The sequence below is a fragment of the Mesorhizobium sp. KACC 23794 genome, from assembly GCF_052180275.1.
Lineage (GTDB): Bacteria > Pseudomonadota > Alphaproteobacteria > Rhizobiales > Rhizobiaceae > Kumtagia.
The window spans coordinates 3,274,378-3,292,693 of record NZ_CP197465.1; the positions used below are offsets into that span (position 1 = coordinate 3,274,378).

Annotated in this window: 18 protein-coding genes; 12 read left to right on the top strand and 6 right to left on the bottom strand. The window is 62.8% G+C overall.

Annotation, left to right across the window (positions count from 1 at the left end; genetic code table 11):
• Nucleotides 1-206: 206 nt before the first annotated feature.
• A complete protein-coding gene (locus tag ACSBOB_RS15985; RefSeq protein ID WP_442583365.1) occupies nt 207-458 on the bottom strand; it encodes a hypothetical protein in 252 nt (83 codons plus the stop codon).
• 179 nt (nt 459-637) lie between these two features.
• Nucleotides 638-2,557 (bottom strand): M10 family metallopeptidase, encoded by a 1,920-nt coding sequence (locus tag ACSBOB_RS15990; RefSeq protein WP_442583366.1) that lies wholly within the window; start codon nt 2,555-2,557, stop codon nt 638-640.
• A 516-nt stretch (nt 2,558-3,073) separates the two neighbouring features.
• Between ACSBOB_RS15990 and ACSBOB_RS15995 the strand changes: the two genes are divergently transcribed.
• The 5 genes from ACSBOB_RS15995 to ACSBOB_RS16015 all read left to right on the top strand — a co-directional run bounded on the left by ACSBOB_RS15995 (nt 3,074) and on the right by ACSBOB_RS16015 (nt 7,261).
• Nucleotides 3,074-3,745 carry a hypothetical protein gene (locus tag ACSBOB_RS15995; RefSeq protein WP_442583367.1) on the top strand — a complete coding sequence of 224 codons (672 nt, stop codon included), beginning with the start codon at nt 3,074-3,076 and terminating at the stop codon, nt 3,743-3,745.
• 107 nt (nt 3,746-3,852) lie between these two features.
• Nucleotides 3,853-5,271 carry an APC family permease gene (locus tag ACSBOB_RS16000; protein ID WP_442583368.1) on the top strand — a complete coding sequence of 473 codons (1,419 nt, stop codon included), beginning with the start codon at nt 3,853-3,855 and terminating at the stop codon, nt 5,269-5,271.
• Nucleotides 5,272-5,357: 86 nt separating this feature from the next.
• Complete coding sequence (locus ACSBOB_RS16005) at nt 5,358-5,930, top strand: ribbon-helix-helix domain-containing protein (protein WP_442583369.1); 573 nt, start codon at nt 5,358-5,360, stop codon at nt 5,928-5,930.
• A gap of 143 nt (nt 5,931-6,073) precedes the next feature.
• Nucleotides 6,074-6,808 (top strand): dienelactone hydrolase family protein, encoded by a 735-nt coding sequence (locus ACSBOB_RS16010; protein ID WP_442583370.1) that lies wholly within the window; start codon nt 6,074-6,076, stop codon nt 6,806-6,808.
• A gap of 24 nt (nt 6,809-6,832) precedes the next feature.
• Complete coding sequence (locus tag ACSBOB_RS16015; protein WP_442583371.1) at nt 6,833-7,261, top strand: DUF1810 domain-containing protein; 429 nt, start codon at nt 6,833-6,835, stop codon at nt 7,259-7,261.
• 319 nt (nt 7,262-7,580) lie between these two features.
• On the opposite strand, the gene ACSBOB_RS16020 is transcribed toward ACSBOB_RS16015, so the two are convergent.
• Nucleotides 7,581-7,958 (bottom strand): COG4315 family predicted lipoprotein, encoded by a 378-nt coding sequence (locus ACSBOB_RS16020; protein ID WP_442583372.1) that lies wholly within the window; start codon nt 7,956-7,958, stop codon nt 7,581-7,583.
• 138 nt (nt 7,959-8,096) lie between these two features.
• On the opposite strand from ACSBOB_RS16020, the gene ACSBOB_RS16025 reads away from it, so the two are divergent.
• From ACSBOB_RS16025 to ACSBOB_RS16040, 4 genes are all read left to right on the top strand, one after another.
• Nucleotides 8,097-8,663, top strand: coding sequence for an RNA polymerase sigma factor (locus ACSBOB_RS16025; protein ID WP_442583747.1), 567 nt, complete (start codon nt 8,097-8,099; stop codon nt 8,661-8,663).
• A 2-nt stretch (nt 8,664-8,665) separates the two neighbouring features.
• On the top strand, nt 8,666-10,735 hold the full coding sequence (locus ACSBOB_RS16030; RefSeq protein WP_442583373.1) for a vWA domain-containing protein: 2,070 nt from the start codon (nt 8,666-8,668) through the stop codon (nt 10,733-10,735).
• A gap of 519 nt (nt 10,736-11,254) precedes the next feature.
• Nucleotides 11,255-11,851, top strand: a complete 597-nt coding sequence (locus tag ACSBOB_RS16035; RefSeq protein ID WP_442583374.1) for a PadR family transcriptional regulator — start codon at nt 11,255-11,257, stop codon at nt 11,849-11,851.
• 135 nt (nt 11,852-11,986) lie between these two features.
• The gene (locus tag ACSBOB_RS16040) at nt 11,987-12,442 is read left to right on the top strand and encodes a hypothetical protein (protein WP_442583375.1); all 456 of its coding nucleotides are present in this window, start codon (nt 11,987-11,989) and stop codon (nt 12,440-12,442) included.
• A 3-nt stretch (nt 12,443-12,445) separates the two neighbouring features.
• On the opposite strand, the gene bmt is transcribed toward ACSBOB_RS16040, so the two are convergent.
• Both bmt and ACSBOB_RS16050 read right to left on the bottom strand, forming a co-directional pair.
• Nucleotides 12,446-13,465, bottom strand: coding sequence for a betaine--homocysteine S-methyltransferase (bmt, locus tag ACSBOB_RS16045; RefSeq protein ID WP_442583376.1), 1,020 nt, complete (start codon nt 13,463-13,465; stop codon nt 12,446-12,448).
• A gap of 97 nt (nt 13,466-13,562) precedes the next feature.
• The gene (locus ACSBOB_RS16050) at nt 13,563-14,411 is read right to left on the bottom strand and encodes a helix-turn-helix domain-containing protein (protein WP_442583377.1); all 849 of its coding nucleotides are present in this window, start codon (nt 14,409-14,411) and stop codon (nt 13,563-13,565) included.
• Nucleotides 14,412-14,633: 222 nt separating this feature from the next.
• Here ACSBOB_RS16050 and ACSBOB_RS16055 point away from each other — a divergent pair, with 222 nt between their 5' ends.
• The 3 genes from ACSBOB_RS16055 (at nt 14,634) to ACSBOB_RS16065 (ending at nt 16,999) form a co-directional block, all read left to right on the top strand.
• Nucleotides 14,634-15,641 carry a fatty acid desaturase gene (locus ACSBOB_RS16055; protein ID WP_442583378.1) on the top strand — a complete coding sequence of 336 codons (1,008 nt, stop codon included), beginning with the start codon at nt 14,634-14,636 and terminating at the stop codon, nt 15,639-15,641.
• Between the two features lie 132 nt (nt 15,642-15,773).
• Complete coding sequence (locus ACSBOB_RS16060) at nt 15,774-16,547, top strand: phosphate/phosphite/phosphonate ABC transporter substrate-binding protein (RefSeq protein ID WP_442583379.1); 774 nt, start codon at nt 15,774-15,776, stop codon at nt 16,545-16,547.
• Nucleotides 16,548-16,741: 194 nt separating this feature from the next.
• The gene (locus ACSBOB_RS16065; protein ID WP_442583380.1) at nt 16,742-16,999 is read left to right on the top strand and encodes a hypothetical protein; all 258 of its coding nucleotides are present in this window, start codon (nt 16,742-16,744) and stop codon (nt 16,997-16,999) included.
• Here ACSBOB_RS16065 and ACSBOB_RS16070 read toward each other — a convergent pair.
• Complete coding sequence (locus ACSBOB_RS16070; protein ID WP_442583381.1) at nt 16,989-18,308, bottom strand: M24 family metallopeptidase; 1,320 nt, start codon at nt 18,306-18,308, stop codon at nt 16,989-16,991. The two genes, ACSBOB_RS16065 and ACSBOB_RS16070, sit on opposite strands and share 11 nt — an antisense overlap.
• Between the last annotated feature and the right edge of the window lie 8 nt (nt 18,309-18,316).

An 18,316-nucleotide genomic window follows, 5' to 3' on the forward strand; every position in this document is an offset into this window, starting at 1 on the left:
GCCCGATTCCGGCCGGGCTAAAGTGGCCGACATCATTCACAAGGAAGTGTGGCGCAGCGCGTTCAAGCAGCCGCCGGGGAAGGAAGATTTGTCTAAGGGCACCGAGAAGCCTTGAGCTATCGTGCTTGATTTCCGAACTCTTCATCCAAGACTATCGGATCGGGGTGGATCGACAGAAGGCGATCCCCAATGTCCGGCCGCCCAGGCTACGCTATGGAGAAATCGGCGTTGGTCAGTGCCAGTCCGACCGCCACCGTCGCCAAATGGATGCCGCCGCCAGCGCCCGTGCCGTTGGCGTCGTAGAGCAGCTTGCCCGTGTCGGTCTCGTAGATGATGCGGTCGCTGGCGTCCTGCGCCAGGCCGGTTGTGTTGGCCTGGAACGCCGCGGCGGGCAGAAGGCCGGGTGTCAGCGCCTTGAAGATCGCGTCCGACAGCAGGAAGCGGGCCGATCTGCACAAGAGCGACATGCAGGAGCAGGCAGAGGCGGTCAAGATGAGTGATAAATTCGCCACGCCACAGCAAAGGTGACCGCGCCGACGAGGCGCGGTTATTAATAAGGAGATCATCCCGCGTGGCCTCTGGACCAAAAAACCTTTCCCGGCCGGGAATAATCTTTGCATCCTGCGTCGCGATTAGCCTAAGCCACGTAGAAATCCGCATTGGTGAGGCTCAATCCGACTGCGATCTTTACGAACCGTATGCCGGCAATCGCGCCGGTGCCGTCGGCGTCGTAGTAGATCTCGCCGGTGTCGCGCTCGTAGATGATGTGGTCGTTGGCGTCCTGTGCCAGCCCGGTGGTGTTGTTGCGGAAATAGCCCGAAGCCAGAACGCCGGTGTTCAGCTTGGTGAAGATCGCATCCGACAGCAGGAAACGATCGTCGGTGACGTTGAAATCGAGGATGACGTCGACGTTGGACGGACCGAGTTTCGTGTTGAAGACGAAGGTGTCGGCGCCGCCGAGCCCTCGCAGGATGTCGCCTCCTTCGCGGCCTTCCAGCCGGTTGTTGCCGGCGTTGCCGGTGATCTGCTGCGCGAATTCGTTGCCGGCGAGATCGATGGCCGAGGTGCCGCTCGATCCGTTGGTGGTCATGAGTTCGACATGCACGCCGGCGCCCAGCCGGTAGTCGACCGCGGACGCCACCCGATCGGCCGTGCCCTGGGATGCACTCTCGACGATGATGTCACCGCTGTTGTAGACCCGGTAGGTGTCGTTGCCGCCAAGTCCCTGCATCGTGTCGGCGGCGCCCTTGCCGCCGTCGTTGAGGATGTTGGCTCCGGCATTGCCGGTGATCGTCTGCTTCAGCGTGTTACCGGTCAGGTCTATGGCCGAGGTTCCGCTCGAGCCGTTGGTGGTGAGCAGTTCGACGCAGACAGTGGCGCCGAGCACATAATCCACCGCCGCCATGACGCGGTCAGCCGTGCCTTGCGTCGAGGCCTCGACGATGATGTCTCCGGCATTGTAGACCCGGTAGGTGTCGTTGCCGCCGAGCCCCATCATGGTGTCGGGGGCGCCCTTGCCGCTGCTCAGCACATTGGCGGCGGCATTGCCGATGAGTTCGTCCGCAAACTTGCTGCCGGTGACGTTTTCGATGACAGTGGTGAAGGCAAGCCCGACATTGTTTTCCCATTCGTAGGCCGGTGCGCCTGGATTGTTCAGCGTGTTCGTGATGAAACTCGCGAACTGGGCTCCGTACTGCTGTATGAGGTCGGCGGTCTGGTCGGCGACGCTGTAGTAGGCGATGTCGGAGTAAGCTCCGGGCCGAAGGTCGACCTTCGAGCCGCGGCTCAGCGCCGAAAGATCGATCGTGTCGATGCCGCCGGCATCGTAGATCGCCTGTCTTCCGTTGAGGCTTGTGTCGGTGAATGCGTAGACGTTGTTTCCCGTCGCGGTCGTCTTGTCGGCGCCGTAATGGGTTTGGATGGCGGCGATATCGAGCACCATCGGCGTGAAGTCGACCGTGCCATTGTAATTTACAAAAATGCTGCCGCCGCCTCCGGACCAGGTGTAGAAGTAATCCTGGTGGGTATAGCTCATCACCGTATAGGTCGTGCTGTCGTAGCCGGCCGGCACGGTTGGCGCTTCGAACGAATGCTTGAGGCCCAGAGCGTGTCCGGACTCGTGAAGCAGCAGTTCGAAACTGGATGTGCCGCGCGCCAGTGAAACCCCCTTGAGCGTCTCGTCGATCCAGATGTCGCCATTCACCGGAACCTCGGCTCCAACTGGCGGGCCATAGGCGAATCCGGTGAAGTTGCCGCCCTGCAGGCCGGAGACGTCGGTGAACGCCACACGGATATTGCCCGGGGTCGCATCGGAGACTTCGCCGATGGATGGAGCGATGTAGGAATCCCAGACCGCCATTGCAGCGCGGAAGTCGTTCGCCTGCGTCGCATCGAGCGTCCCATATTGGGCATTAACCGGCTCGCCCTTGCCGTATCCTCCCTGCCAGACAGCCCCGGCGCCCGGAATGGAAAACGTTATGTCTCCGGTCCATTTCGCGTTGCTTAAGCCGACAAGACCCGCATAGGCTTCCGCCGTCGTGACATTGGTTATGGTCATGAATTTCCTCGCTCAGACGTGCTGTCCCGCGCGATAACTACGTTGGGTTTGGACGAATGTCTAGGATGAATACAATCGGAGATATTTGCCCGGCGCATCGCAGGTTGAAAAAACAAACCGGTTTCTTTCCGAGATCTTCGGCGACGCAAAAGGTTTTACCGCCAGACCGAACGATGCTTAAATCCCGCGCGGCCACGATTCTCGACGGATATTGAAGAACGCGGTCAGATCACCACGAAGTCCGTGTTTGTGAGACCGAGCCCGATGCCGAGTTTTGCGAACAGGATGCCGCCGCCCGAGGCACTGCCATTGGCGTCGTAGTAGAGTTCGCCGGTGTCGTTCTCGTCGATGATGCGGTCGCCGGCATCCTGCGCCAGCCCCGTGGTGTTGGAGTGGAAGGCGCCTGAAGCGATGCCCGTCGTTGTCTGTCAACTTCCCATCGATGTTGTCGTTAAGATAAGATCGTTGCATGGAGCCGGGAAGCAGCAAATGGGGACGCCGCACGATCTGGCGGGCATGAGATCCGAAATCGACTCAAAGTTGTCGGTCGACGGCTTGGTTTTACGCGGCGGTTTCAATTTCGTCGCCGGGGATGAGCCGCCCGCCGGACCTTCAGCCGTGCCGGCGAAATCCGTGCTTCTGGTCGGCCAGGCGGGTGCAGCGCCGTGGCCGCACTTTCTCGCATGGCGGGAAACCCAGGCGGAAAACCTCGCCAATCCGTTCGACACCTGGGCGCGGCAGGTCATCGGCGAGGTCGCAAAAAGGTTCTGTGCACGCGACGTGTCGCCGTCCGACCGGCCCTATCTGCCGTTCCAGCAATGGGCGATACGGGCGGAGGGACTGAAGCCGTCGCCGCTGGGCATCCTCATGCATCCCGAATATGGGCTATGGCACGCCTATCGCGGCGCGTTGTTGTTCGATGTCGCGCTGGACTTTCCGCCGGCTGAGACGCCGATTCACCTTTGCGACGCATGTATCGGAAAACCTTGCATGAAAGCCTGTCCCGTCGGCGCGCATTCGCATGCCGGATTCGACTATGAAGGCTGCCTGTGCTTGGTCCGGGGGGTGGAGGGTCAAGGCTGCATGGTGCAAGGCTGTCTTGACCGCAATGCCTGTCCCTACGGTCTCGCCTATCGTTATCCGGCAAATGTCCAGGCTTTCCACATGCGGGCTTTCGCCGGTCGTTGATATTTGCAGCCGGATGCGCAACCATTGCGGGCACGGGGATGGTTTATGCCGGCCGCGGAAGAGGCCGGAGCATCGCGCGAGGCAGATCGCGCATGGAGGCATTTCGCATGGCCGACATCACCGCCGCTTCCCACCAACCGGCAACCGTGGAGCCTAGCCTGCACCGCGTGATGGGGCCGTGGCTGCTGCTGCTGTTCATCGTCGGCGACATTCTGGGAACCGGCATCTACGCGCTCACCGGGCAGGTGGCCAAGCAGGTGGGTGGCGTGGTCTGGTTGCCGTTCCTTGTGGCTTTCGTCGTGGCGCTGATCACCGCCTTCAGCTACCTCGAACTGGTGACGAAATATCCGCGCGCCGCGGGTGCTGCGCTCTACACGCACAAGGCGTTCGGCATCCATTTCATCACCTTCATCGTCGCCTTCGCGGTGATGTGCTCCGGCATCACCTCGGCCTCGACGGCATCGCGCGCCTTCGCGGTGAATTTCTCCAGCGCCTTCGGGCTCGGGCTGGAAGGCGGGACCGGCATCATCCTTCTGGGGCTGGCCTTCATGGCGGTGGTGGCCGTGGTGAATTTCCGCGGCGTCGGCGAGAGTGTGAAGGCCAATGTTGTTCTGACCTGCGTCGAGCTGACGGGCCTGCTCATTGTCATCGTCATCGGCATGTGGGCGATCGGCATGGGCCAGGGCGACGTGTCGCGCATCACCGAGTTCCACACGCCCGAAGGCGTGAGCCCGGTGTGGCCGGTCATCGCCGCGACGACGCTGGCGTTCTTCGCCATGGTCGGCTTTGAGGATTCCGTCAACATGGCCGAGGAGACGAAGAATCCAAGCAAGATCTTCCCCAAGATTCTGCTCGCCGGCCTGCTGATAACCGGGCTGATCTATATGCTGGTGTCGATCTCGGCGGTGACGCTGGTGGAGCCCGCCGAACTCGGAGAGGGCGAGGCGCCGTTGTTGAAAGTCGTGCAGGCCGGTGCGCCGAATTTCCCGATCGGCATTTTTGCCTTCATCACCATGTTCGCGGTGGCCAACAGCGCGCTGATCAACATGCTGATGGCGAGCCGGCTGGTCTACGGCATGAGCCGAGAGCACGTGCTGCCGCCGGTGCTGGGAACGGTGCATCCGACACGGCACACGCCTTATATCGCCATCATCTTCACCACGCTGCTCGCCTTCGGCCTCATCACCTTCGTCGGCAGCGTGCCGCAGCTCGGCGGCACCACGGCATTGCTGCTTCTGTGCGTGTTCACGGTGGTCAATGTCGCGGTGCTGGTGCTGCGCAAGGACAAGGTCAGCCACGAGCATTTTCGCGCGCCGACCATCCTGCCCATCATCGGCGCGGTCGCCTGCGGCTTCCTGACCGGCCCGTGGACCGGCCGCAACCCGGAGCAATACACGATCGCCGGCGTGCTGCTGGCCATCGGCGTCGTGCTGTGGGCGGTGACCGTGATGGTCAACAAGCGGATGGGCGTCGTGCCGAAGGCGCCGGATGTCGAGGATCTTGGCACTGGAAGCACCGTGAATTGAACACGGCAGAGGTTAGATGCATACCTCTTGCATCCTATCGCTCTTCGTGAAACGCTTGATCGGAACATCTGGCCGCGGGCGAGCGCATGTCGGAACATCGGTTCACGGTTCGAGTTTCGTCGGATTTGCTCAAGAGGCTCGATGCATTCGTCGAGGCCAACCCGTCCAAGTCTAGGTCGTCAGCTACGGTGCTAGCCCTGGATGCATTTCTGCCTGCTTCCGCCATGATTTCGAGGAAGAATCGTGCTCCCGCCGGCGCCGGTCAGGACGCCGAAAGTGGGCGGGAAGGCCGTGACTTCGGCATCAAGGCTGGCCGCATGCTCGCACAAAAGCTGGGAAGCCTGACTAGTCCTAAAGCAACCGTCTTGCAATTGCCGGACAAGCGAAGCGCGACGATCCGGACGGCCCGAAAAAGAAATACACAGTGGGGGTGTCTCAATACAATGTTGAATGAGGTGGAAACTATTATTTGCGCATACACGAAAGATGACCGTAATTTCGAGCTATGGGAGATTTCTCCGGAAGCTTGGAAAAGACACGGACGTGACGCATCGGCCGGACATAAGCTTCATGGGAAGCTCACTTTGATCAGCAAATCCATCGCAGATGCCTATGGAAAGCGCCTCGGGAACGTGACGCTTCCCATTTTTGATGAATAAGTAACAGAGTCTGCCAAGCGGCCGGGCTGCCGAAAAATTGAGGGCTCCTGACGACGCTTTTCATCCGCAAGTCATCCAGCGGGTCTTGAGAAGGTTGCCGCAGGGACTAATGTCCCGGCGCAAATCCATCATTGAGGCTTGAAATGACAAAACGCGAGATCGAGATCCGAACCGGGGACGGTCTAGCCAAGGCCCACCTGTTCAAAGGCACGGGTACGGCGGGCATCATCCTCTACATGGATGCGTTCGGCGTGCGCCCTGCGATGGACGAGATCGCCGCTCGGCTGGCCGGCGAGGGGTATACGGTGCTGGTGCCCGACCTGTTCTATCGCAATGCGCCCTACGGGCCGTTCGACGCGAAGACGGCTTTCAACCATGACGAGACGCGCGCGCAGCTGGTGGGACTCATCGGCGGCACGACGCAGGAGATGACGCAGCGTGACACGGCGGCGTTTCTCGGCGCGCTGGATGAAGCCGGGGCGACCGGGCCTATTGGCACCGTCGGCTACTGCATGGGCGGCGGGCGTGCCATGAATGCGGCGGCGACCTATCCGGATCGCGTCGTCGCGGCAGCCAGTTTTCATGGCGGCAATCTCGCCTCCGACGCGCCGGACAGCCCGCACCGTCTCGTGGCCAGCATCAAGGGCCGGGTCTATGTCGGCGTCGCCGGCGTCGACCGCAGCTTTCCGCCGGAGCAGTCGGCGAAACTGGCGCAGGCGCTGCGCGAGGCGGAGGTCGACCATGTGATCGAGAATTATGTCGGCATGAGCCATGGCTGGGCGGTTTCCGACAACGGCGTGTTCGACGAACGCGGTGCGGAGCGCCACTGGAAGCGACTGGCCACCTTCTTCGCCGAAACCCTGTCGGGTACGGTCTGAGTGAACCTTTGCGGCAAGGCTACAATGTCCGACGATTCCTCCGACCTCTCCCGTTTTGTCGACGCTCAGGCGCCGGTGTTCGACCGCGTGCGGGAAGAGCTGAAGCGCGGCCGCAAGACCAGCCATTGGATGTGGTTCGTGTTTCCGCAACTTGCCGGGCTGGGATCCAGCATGATGTCGCAGAAATACGCGATCGGCTCGGTCGCGGAGGCGAAAGCCTATCTGGCGCATCCGTTGCTGGGCAACCGGCTGCGCGAATGCGTCGAGATGCTGCTGGAACAGGAAGGCCGCTCGGCGCATGCCATCTTCGGCAGCCCGGACGACATGAAGCTGCACTCCTGCCTGACGCTGTTTTCCGAAGCCTGCGGCGAGGAAGTTTTTCTGCGGGCGTTGGACAAATATTTCGACGGCGAGCCGGATGCGGAGACGCTGCGGATTTTGGAGGAGAGATGAGCATTGGCTTTGGGTGCGTCCTTCGAGGCTCGCCCATTGACGTTCGTGCCAATGTTCCACGCCGGTGAGGGCGAGCACCTTAGGATGAGGACCGCAAGGTGCCAGACGCTAACCGGTAAAGTCGGCTCAAAGTTTCCGTCGCCGCGATACGCTGAACAATTTCAGCGCCGACTTTTCCGATTGGCGATTTGGCTCCTACCGTCCTCATCCTGAGGTGCTCGCACCCGCCTGCATGGAAGAGATTGGCGCGAACCTTGAGGGGCGAGCCTCGAAGGACGCACCGCTGCTCGATTGCAGCCGATGCGCCCTTGGGCGGCCGTCAATCCGCCTTGGCGATGTGCCAGACGCCGCCCTTGCCTTCGCCGGTGACGTCGCCGGCGGCCTTGTCGGCGATGAAGGTGTAGAGCGGGTGGCCTTCATAGGCCCACATCTTGGTGCCGTCGGTGCGCTCGACAACCGTCCATTCGCCCATCGCCTTGGCGTCGGCTTCCGCCTTGAGCGGCGGCCAGTTGGTGGCGCATTTGTCGTAGCAGTTCGACTTGCCGGCCTCGTCCTTGTCATAGGTGTAGAGCGTCATGCCGTTCTGGTCGGTCCAGATCTTTCCGGCCGAACTGTCCATGACCTTCGCCGGATCGGCGGCATAGGCAGCACCGGTGGCGAGCAGCAGCGCGGCAAAGCTCATTGCAAATTTCTTCATGATCGTGGCTCCCTGGTTCGGCCGCGTGCATAACGACGGGCCTGACAGATCAACGCCGTGGCCCCGGTAGGTCTTCCGCAAAAAATTCTTCGCAAAACCCCAAGGAATGGCCGATAGGCTTCGTCTTATCGGCAAATGATGGCGATGATGGTGGAAGATATCGAGGCTTCCGACACCGAACTGATCGGTCGGGCGCGCGACGGCGACAGGACGGCTTTCGGCCAGCTGGTCGAAAGGCACTATGATTTCGTCTATCGCGTCGCCTGGCGTTGGTGCGGCCGCAAGGCCGATGCCGAGGACATCACGCAGGAAGTCTGCGTTCGGCTCGGGTCGGCGATCAAAACCTATCGCGGCGCCGGCGCCTTCACCACATGGCTCTATACGCTGACGCTCAATGCCGCCCGCGACATGGGCCGCAAGGCGGCGCGCGAGACGGCCAGGACCGAAGCCTATGGCGTGCAGGCGCTGATCGGCGGCGGCGCGCTGCAGCAGCCGGAGCCGGAGGACCAGGCCGAGGCGCTGTGGGCCGCCGTGCGGCAATTGCCGGACAAGCAGCGCGACGCCGTGCTGCTGGTCTATGGCGAGGGGCTCAGCCACGCGGCGGCGGCGGACGTGATGGCAATCTCGGAGACGACGGTTTCGTGGCACATCCATGAAGCGAAGAAACGGCTGAAGGTGCTGATGCGCTCAGCCGGGGAAGTTTGACCATGGTCGACGACAACGAACTTTTCAGGCTACGCGACATTCCCGCGCCAAAACCCTCGGGCGAGGCGAAGGCGCGGGCGCTTCAGGCCGCCATGGCCGCGTTCGAAGCTGAAAAAGATCCGCAGGTCACCCAAGGAACGGCAAAGCCGCTTCGTCTCACCGACAGAGCAATCAAGCTTTGGAGTGGGATGATGCACAAGAAACTCTACGCAACGCCGGCCCTGGCCACCTTGGTGGCGCTGCCGATCGCCGGCTACACGACCTTTTATCTGCTCGACAGGCCGGAATCGCCCTTCGTGTTCGGCACCGGCCAGGAAGCGACCGACGCGCCGATCCAGCAGAAGCAGGAAGCGACGGCGGGCGAGAAGAAGAAGGGCGACCAGGACGAGGAGCATCGCGACGTGCTGGCCGACCTGAAGGCCGAGCCGGCGAAGCCGGCGTCGCCTGTGCCCGCAGAGGCTGATTCGGTTGCCGCCAGCGAGAGCAAGGCGGAAGGCGATATGGCTCGTGCAGCGATCCAGTTTGCGCCGGTGCAAGGCGGGCGTGTGAGCCGCGAGGTGGCCGGCGGCGCAAATTCCAAGCTGATGGCGCAGCCGGCGCCGAGCTTCGCGCCTTCCGACATGCCGGTCATGCAGGAAGAAAACCGCGACCGCGTTCAGGATTTCGAGACCAATCCGGTGCGCTCGGCGCTGGAAAATCCTGTCTCGACCTTCTCCATCGACGTCGACACGGCCTCCTATTCCTTCGTGCGCCGCTCGCTGAAGGAAGGTTTTCTGCCGCAGGCCGACACGGTGCGGGTCGAGGAGATGGTCAATTATTTCCCCTATGACTGGAAGGGGCCGGACGCTGCCTCGACGCCGTTCAACTCGACCGTCACCGTGATGCCGACGCCGTGGAACGCCGGCACGAAGCTGATGCATGTGGCGATCAAGGGTTACGACGTGAAGCCGGCGGAAAAGCCGAAGGCCAACCTCGTCTTCCTGCTCGACGTATCCGGCTCGATGAACGAGCCCGACAAGCTGCCGCTGCTGCAGGCCGCCTTCCGGCTGCTGGTCAACACGCTCGGTCCCGACGACACGGTGTCGATCGTGACTTATGCCGGCGACGCAGGCACGGTTCTCGAGCCGACAAAGGTTTCGGAGCGCGACAAGATTTTGCGCGCCATCGACACGTTGACGCCGGGCGGCTCGACGGCCGGCGAGGCGGGCATCCGCGAGGCCTACCGGCTGGCCGAACAATCCTTCGTCAAGGACGGCGTCAACCGTGTCATGCTGGCGACCGACGGCGACTTCAATGTCGGCCAGAGCGACGATGACGATTTGAAGCGCATCATCGAGGAGAAGCGCAAGAGCGGCGTGTTCCTGTCGGTGTTCGGTTTTGGGCGCGGCAACCTGAACGACCAGATGATGCAGACGATTGCCCAGAACGGCAACGGCACGGCGGCCTACATCGACACGCTGGCCGAGGCGGAAAAGGTGCTGGTTCAGGATGCCTCCTCGACCATCTTCCCGATCGCCAAGGACGTCAAAATCCAGGTCGAGTTCAATCCGCAAAAGGTCGCCGAGTACCGGCTGATCGGCTACGAGACCCGGGCGCTGAAGCGCGAGGATTTCAACAACGACCGCGTCGACGCCGGCGAGATCGGCTCCGGGCATTCGGTGACGGCGATCTACGAGATCACGCCGAAGGGCAGCCCGGCCACGGTCATCGACGATCTGCGCTACGGCCAGGCCTCGACCGATAACGGCGGCGTCGCCAATGCCGATGAATATGCCTTCGTGAAGATCCGCTACAAGGCGCCGGACGGCGACGTGTCGAAGCTGATCACCACGCCGGTGACGGCGGCGAACGAAGTGCCGTCCTTCGACGCCGCCTCGACCGACCAGCGGTTTTCGGTGGCGGTCGCCGCCTTCGGCCAGAAGCTCAGGAACGCCGACCAGGTGGCCAGCTTCGGCTATGACAAGATCGCCGAGATCGCCACCGCGGCGCGCGGCGCCGACCCGTTCGGATATCGGTCGGAGTTCCTGTCGCTGGTGCGGCTGGCAACGGCGCTCGATGGCGGGAAACGCTAAGGGTCATTTTGGAAGCTCTACGTCCAACTGCGCTCCCAAGGCTGGACGCGGCCGGTTGCCTCATGGCGGCCGGCCGATTTTTTTGCCGGAAAGGCCTTCACGCCCCGATCACGCGCATGTGTTGCAGGAAATCGCCGAATTCTTGGACGACGCCCAAGGAAGCGGCATTGGGCAGCGTCTCACCATCGAAAGCAGATTGAGGCCCGGCGTTCCGGGCCCTCGGATTGCCGACGCCGCGAGGCGCCGTCCAAGGGTGGGCTTAAGGACGGTTCCCTGCATCTTCGCGCCATTGCCTCGGCGCGTGGTCAAAATGGCGGCGGCAATATCCGGCTCCCTTCGGACGGGGATCGTGGCAGGGGAGCCGGCTTTCTGGGCGGGTGAGGCAGGCCGGCGGAGATGGGCTTCTCCGCCGGCCTTTTTCGTCATGCAGCCAAGACGTCAAAATTCGCCCTTGTCGAAAGATATATCTTTGCATAGATATGTCTCATGAAAGATATAACTGACAAAGGAGAATTCCGAATGTTCAACCATTTTCGCAGGTCGCATGATCATTGCGGCGGCTGGTCCATGGCGGGTGGCGAGGGCAGCGGGCGCTTCGGCGGCCGGCGCGGCGGTGGCATGGGCGGGCCGTTCGGCCGCCATCGCGGCGGCCCGTTCGGCGGGCGCGGCCCTCGCATGTTCGACCCCGGCGCACTGCGCCTCGTCGTGCTCGGCCTGATCGCGGAAGAACCACGCCACGGCTACGACATCATCAAGGCGCTGGAGGCGAAATTCCAGGGCGCCTACAGCCCGAGCCCCGGCGCGATCTATCCGATGCTGCAGATGCTGGAGGAGGCCGATCTCGTCGCCTCGCAGGCCAATGGCAACAAGCGGCTCTACTCGATCACCGAGCAGGGAAAAGCCTATCTGGAAGAGAACGCGGAAGAGCTTGCACGCATCAACGCGCAGATCGACGAGGTCTCGGCCGAGGGCGGGGAAATCTCGCTCGGCGACGAGGTGAGGGGGGTCGCCAAGGCGGTGTTCGTGCGGATGCGGCGCGGCGAGTTCACGCCGGAACAGGCCCGGAAAGCCCGCGATATCCTCAAGAAGGCGCGCCGCGACATCGAGGATCTGTAGTCAAGTGCCGGGGACAGTTTACTTTTTTCCGCCCGCGCGAACCTGGAAGCGGCCGTGCCTTTCTACGGAAAGAAAGTAAACTGTCCCCTGGTGCCGCAGGGTCGGCGGCGGTACCGACGGCAAAGCGGGATAGTGATGAAAGACAACGGCCTCGACGAATGGGATTTCGCGCGCGGCCTCCGCTCGCTCTCTGCGGTGGAGATCAAGACGTTCTGGAATGCCTACATCACCCGCCGCGAAAACTGTCCGGTCAAATACGGCAGCCTCTATTCGCGCTGGCGCCATGTCGCCGACGATCTGGTCATCTCGCTCTATCTGACCAACCGCAGCGTCGGCCTGTTCGTTCGTGGTCAGCGCGGCGAACGCTGGGCAACAACGGTGAACCGGCTGTCGGCCTATGAGCCCGGCCTCGGTCTGGCGCTTGGCGCCAGCCTGCGCGGGTGGGAAGGGTGCTGCTATCTCAGCAACCACCCGTTGGCGGTGACCGATCCCGGCGCCTGGCCGCGCGGCCATGAATGGCTGGAAGAGCGCGAAGAGCACTATTTCCAGGTGCTGAGCGGCCTGTCCGAACGACAGGCCGAAGCGGAATAGAGGTCAGGCGCGGCGGCGGCGTTCGCGGCGGGCTTCGCTGGTCTCGCCGGTGTTGCCGCTCTGGTCGGCGGTCTTGTTGCGCAGCGGGCCGATGCGTTCGACGATCGTTGCCACCGTCGGACGGTTTTGGCGCTGGTGTGCGTCGAGCGATCTGCGCATGGCGGCGAGGTGCTCGAACGAGGTGCCGCAGCAGCCGCCGATGATCTTTGCGCCGGCGTCGACCGCAAGCCGCACATAGTCCGACATCAGTTCCGGCGTACCGGAATAGTGGATGTCGGTGCCGCGGAACTCCGGAATGCCGCAATTGCCCTTGACGATGATCGTGGCGTCCGGGTTCGCCTCGGTCATGTCGAGCAGCGAAGCAAGAATGTCGGAAGCGCCGACGCCGCAATTGGCGCCGCAGGCGACCGCCGGCTCGACCAGCCCGTCGGCCACGCTGTGAATATGCTTCGGCGCAAGGCCCATCATCGAGCGGCCGGCGGTGTCGAAGGAGAAGGTGTAGGTGTAGGGCAGGCCGACGGCGATCGCGGCTTCCGCTGCCGCTTTCGCCTCGTCGGGCGCCGACATGGTCTCGATCCAGGCGATTTCGGCGCCGCCGGCCTTCAGGCCGTGGATCTGTTCTTTGAACGCCGCGACGGCCTCGTCATAGGTCATCGCGCCGAGCGGCTGCAGAAGCTCGCCGGTCGGGCCGACAGAACCGGCGACGACTACCTTGCGGCCGGCGGCGTCTGCTACGGCGCGGGCGATCTCGGCGGCCTTCCTGTTCAACTCGTGGACGCGATCCTGCGCATCATGTAGCTTCAGCCGGTGGCGGGTGCCGCCGAAGGAGTTGGTGAGGATGATATCGGCGCCCGCCTCGACGAAATTGCGGTGCAGCGCGGAAATCTTCTCCGGCGCCGTCTCGTTCCACAGTTCCGGCGCCTCGCCCGACGCTAGCCCCATGTTGAACAGGTTCGTCCCGGTCGCGCCGTCGGCAAGCAGGATGCCCTTTTCGGCAAGCAGGGCGTCGATCGGGTTGGTCATGGAAGGGCTTTTCTCTCGGGATTGGCTGGATAAACATATAAAGAAGTCTTTATGTCTGGTCAATGATCTTCCGTGGCCCGCAAACAGGCAAAATCACTCACCTTCGGAACGGCATATCCGCCAGTCTTTGCGCAAATCCCGCCGCCTCGTGCGGGTTGATCTCGGCTGAGCGGATCAGATTGTCGAAATGCCGGGTCAAGGTGCGCACCGCTGAGGTGGCGTTCAACACCAGATACATGTCGCCGACATAGACCGCCACGCGATACGGCCCGAAGATCGTGTAGGGCACGGAATAGCGCATGCGCCCGTCATAAAGGAACAAGCGGAAGGTCGGGTAGAGTTCGTCGAGCAGCGCCGCCATGTGGCGTAGCTGCTCGCGGCGGGCTTCCTCCGGAAAGCCGCTCCAGACGCCCAGCCCGCGTGCAAAAATCTCCAGCGTGTGGCGCGGCATGCAGACCTCCATGTCGGTCTCGGGCCGGCGGTTGTAGTCGATGCGGTAGCGGGTTTCGCCGGCCTGGGCCTCGCGGCTGCGGTTGGAAATCTCTGCCTCGTAATCAATCAGCGCCTCGGTGCGCAGCAGGTCCGGAATGCCGGCCGGTACGTAACGGATCTTCGTGCCGACGGCTTCCGCATGCCAACTGGCGAGCAAGGTGTCGTCGAAATTGCCGGACCCTTCCTCGATCTCGAAACTCTCGCGGATCTCTCCGGTCAGCCCCTCGTCATGGCTGAGGCCCATCAGCCAGTCGAGCGACACCTTGTGCTCGGCGGCGATGGTGAGCAGCGTTTCGGCGCGGGGCAGGCGGGTCGAGGCTTCCGACAGCATCTGCGACAGGGCCGAGCGGTCTATGCCGATGGAAGCCGCGAAAGCCGATTGATTCCCGGCATATCTTTGCAGGAGCGTTCGCAAACGCTCGCGAAACAGGCTTGAAAGATCGCGCTTGTCCACATCGCCTCCCGACAGAGAATGACGTACCCCCAGGCGCGTGGATTTGGCTATCTGGGAGGTATTTGAATCCGCAGTTTGTTTACTTTCCATAACATTTGAGGCTGAACATGCGCAATCACAACATTTTCTGCGCATTGTCGCGTTGAAGGTCGCGAAAACTCCTGACACCATACTGTCAGGAATCGATTTGGGTTCCGGCGACTGGGGGCAGTGGTCGATAGAATGAAAACTTATGGGCGTAGGGGAAAGACGGTTCGGTCACTGGAGTGGCCGACCGCTCTCCTGATCATCGCGACATACGGCGCCTGGGCGCTGCTCGGCAGCATCGTCTGGCCGGCCTATCCCGTCATCGCGATCGTGGCGCTCGGCTTCGTGCTTGCGCTGCAATCCTCGCTGATGCACGAGGCCTGCCATGGCCATCCGACGCGAAAAGCCTGGGTCAACGAACTGCTGGTCGGCCTGCCGATCGGACTGGTCTGGCCGTACCGGCGATTCCGGTCCATCCATCTGCGTCACCATGCAGACGAAAGCCTGACCGATCCGTTCGACGACCCGGAAAGCTACTACCAGTCGCTATGGCAGCACGAGACGCTGCCCCAACCGATGAAACATGTGCTCGCGGTCAACAACACCATGCTCGGCCGCATGCTGCTCAACCCGCTGCTCGGCAGCGTCGGCTTCTTCCTCAACGACATGCGGGCGATTTTTGCCGGCGACCGCGCCGTCCGCGAGGCCTGGCTGCTGCATGGGCTGGGGCTGGCGATCGTGGTTCCGGTCGTGCTCATCGGCTTCGGCATTCCGCTCTGGGCCTATCTCCTCGCCGTCTGGCTCGGCCAGTCGATCATCTCGGTCAGAACTTTCGCCGAGCACCAGTGGTCCGAGCGGCCTGACGGGCGCACCATCATCGTCGAGCGCTCGCCCTTCTCCTTCCTGTTCCTCAACAACAACCTGCATCTTGTGCACCACAAGAACCCGACCGTCGCCTGGTACAAATTGCCGGAAATGTTTCGCGCCCGGCGTGACGAGTGGCTGGCGATGAACCACGGCTATGTGTTCCCGAACTATCTAGCGCTGTTGAAGAGCTACGGATTCCGTGCCAAGGAGCCGGTGGTGCACCCGGCGCTGCGCCGCGCGCCGGAGATGGGCCGCGCCTTCAAGCCGCGTGTGCGCGGCCATTCGCTGAACGGCATGGGTTCAGTGCCCGTGCCCGCCGAGCCGCCGAAGGAGTAGGCAGCCGCGCCGTATGGCGGCTTTGACTTCGCGGTCTTTCCTTCTTAATTCGTAGGCACTCCACCGCGCATCAAGGGCCGTGGCGGAGCGCTGCCTTCTGATCTGCACAAATATCCCTGCGTGATTTGCCCCATGAGCGACTTCATTGCCGCGCTGCCGATGTATGACTGGCCGGAAGTCTGCGCCGAGGTCGACGTTGAATGGGCGGCGATCCGCGCGCGGCTGGTTGCGGCGGGTTTCGATGCGCCCGAAAGGCTTGTCCGCCGCAACGGCGACATGCCGGCCGTGCCCGGCGGTATCCGCAATGCGGCGGGCGCGGTAATCGCACCGGACCCGGCGACGCTGCCGCCCGACGAACTCGACTTCCCAACTGTGTGGCGGCACCCGAAGCTGCTGTTCGGACAGGCCTGCTGGGGCCCACTGGAACTCGGCGTGGCGCGTGACGTGCGTGTTATCGGCCAGCCGGATTATTCAGAATTTGAGGGCGGCGAGGGCGAGTTCTATTCGAGCGCGATCGTGATGCGAGTCGGGGATGAGGGGCATATTGCAAGTCCTTTGGACGGCCGGCCGCTCATTCCGCTCGATCTCATTCGCGGCCGGCGCCTAGCTTTCAACAGCGACGACTCCATGTCCGGCATCATTGCCTTGACGCGTGATCTGACGGCGATGGGTGAATCCCTCGATATCTTCTCCGAGCGCATCGAGAGCGGTGGGCATCGAAGCTCGATCGTCGCCGTGGCCGAGGGCAGGGCGGATGTGGCCGCCATCGATTGCCGGAGCTGGGCGCTGGCGCGGCGCTTCGAGCCGGCAGCAAAGGACGTCCGTGTCGTTGGCTGGACGGCAAGGCGAAAAGGCTTGCCCTACATCGCCGCGCTCGGCTCGCCCGTCACGCGCTGGCCGCTCTGACGCGAACCTTGCTCCGGCCTCATGGCCTGGAAATGGTGCTGTTTATCGGGACGCGTCCCGGATAAGAGCCGACAGATGCTTTTGCACTCGAAGAGGGCGGGTGCGTTGTGGAAGGGAGCACCGATATTATTCGAGGGAACGGTGGCCGGCCTGCCGCGTTACGGCACAGGGCTCACTTTCGACAGGAGCGTGCCATGCTCGATTCCACCTCTTGGATGTTGCTCACCATCGCCGGTCCCGTGCTCCTGGCAGCCGCCATGGCCTATGCATTGATCAAGCAACGAAAACTGACGCCGGCCGAACGCAGCGAGTTGCGCGAGGCAGTGGGCGAGCTTTATGCCGATACGGAAGAGAACGACCAATGCCCGGTGCGGGTCGACACCGAGAAGCGCAGACGCGAAACCGATACACGCTCGCGCCGCTTCGACCGGCTCGCCGGCACTACGCGGTAAGCGACAGCGGATAACGCGACAACGTCTCGCCGCCGGTTTCGGTCACCAGCACCTGTTCCTCGATCTTGACGCCCTCATGGCCGCCAAGGCGCCCGATATAACTCTCCACGCAAACCACCATGCCGGGCTCAAGCACGCCGTCGGGCGTGTCCGCCGCCCAGTCGGAGGCATGCGGCAAGGTCGGATATTCGTCCGCCAGCCCGACGCCATGATAAAGCACCCCGTAACGCGCCGGATAGCAGTCTTCCGGCGGAACAGCGGATTGCTCGACCAGCGCCCGGAAGGAAATGCCCGGGCGCACCAGCGCTATGTTGTGGGCGATCTGGTCGAGGGCGATGGAATGCAGGTCGCGCTGTTCATCGCTCGGCGCGCCGTCACCGCATAGCCATGTGCGTGACAGGTCGGCGCAGAAACCGTACGGGCCGATGAGGTCCGTGTCGAAAGCGACGAGTTCGCCCGCCTCGATCTTTCGCGCCGAACACTCCTGGAACCAGGGGTTCGTTCGCGGCCCTGAGGATAGCAGCCGCGTTTCGATCCACTCGCCGCCCCGCGCGATGTTGCCGCGATGCAGTTCGGCCCAGAGCTCGTTTTCGGAAATACCCGGCCTTAGCGCCGCCTGCATCTCAACCATTGCCGCCTCGCAGGCGACGATGGCGCGGCGCATGGCAAGAATTTCGTCCGGCGACTTGATCAGCCTGGCCTCTTCCATGACGGCTTCACCATTGTGGACGGAGACGCCGAGGCGCGAGAGCTCGGCGACGCCTTCCGGATTCAAATGATCGACGGCGAGACGCACATTGCCGCCGCCATGGGTCTTGACGAGATCAGCGATCGGCCCCGCCCAGCGTTTTACCCGCTCGCCGCTTAGCTCGCCGCCGTACAAATACATCCACGAGACGGCCGGCCGCACCTCATCGACCACGCCGGAATGGTCGGAAAGATGCTCGCAGGAGAAATAGTCGAACAGCACCACCGGGCCTTCCGCCGCGACGAAGCAGTGGCGGGTCGGGTTATGCGCGACCCAGAGTTGCATGTTGGTGCTGTCGGTCGCGTAGCGGATGTTGACCGGATCGTAGAGCAGGATGCCGGCATAGTCGCGGCGCTTCAACTCGGCGCGGATGCACTCCAGCCGGTATTTTCGCATAGCGGGCAAGTCGGGGGCGGGAATATTTGCCGCCGCCCATTCGGCTTGGGCGACAGCGCCATAGCCGAGCACATGCTGGTTCAGCGATGCAGCCTTTTGGCGGGCGGCGGCGCGAACCGACGCCTCTTCACTGGGCAGGAACGGCGCGATTTTTCGATGGCGCACTTTACCCT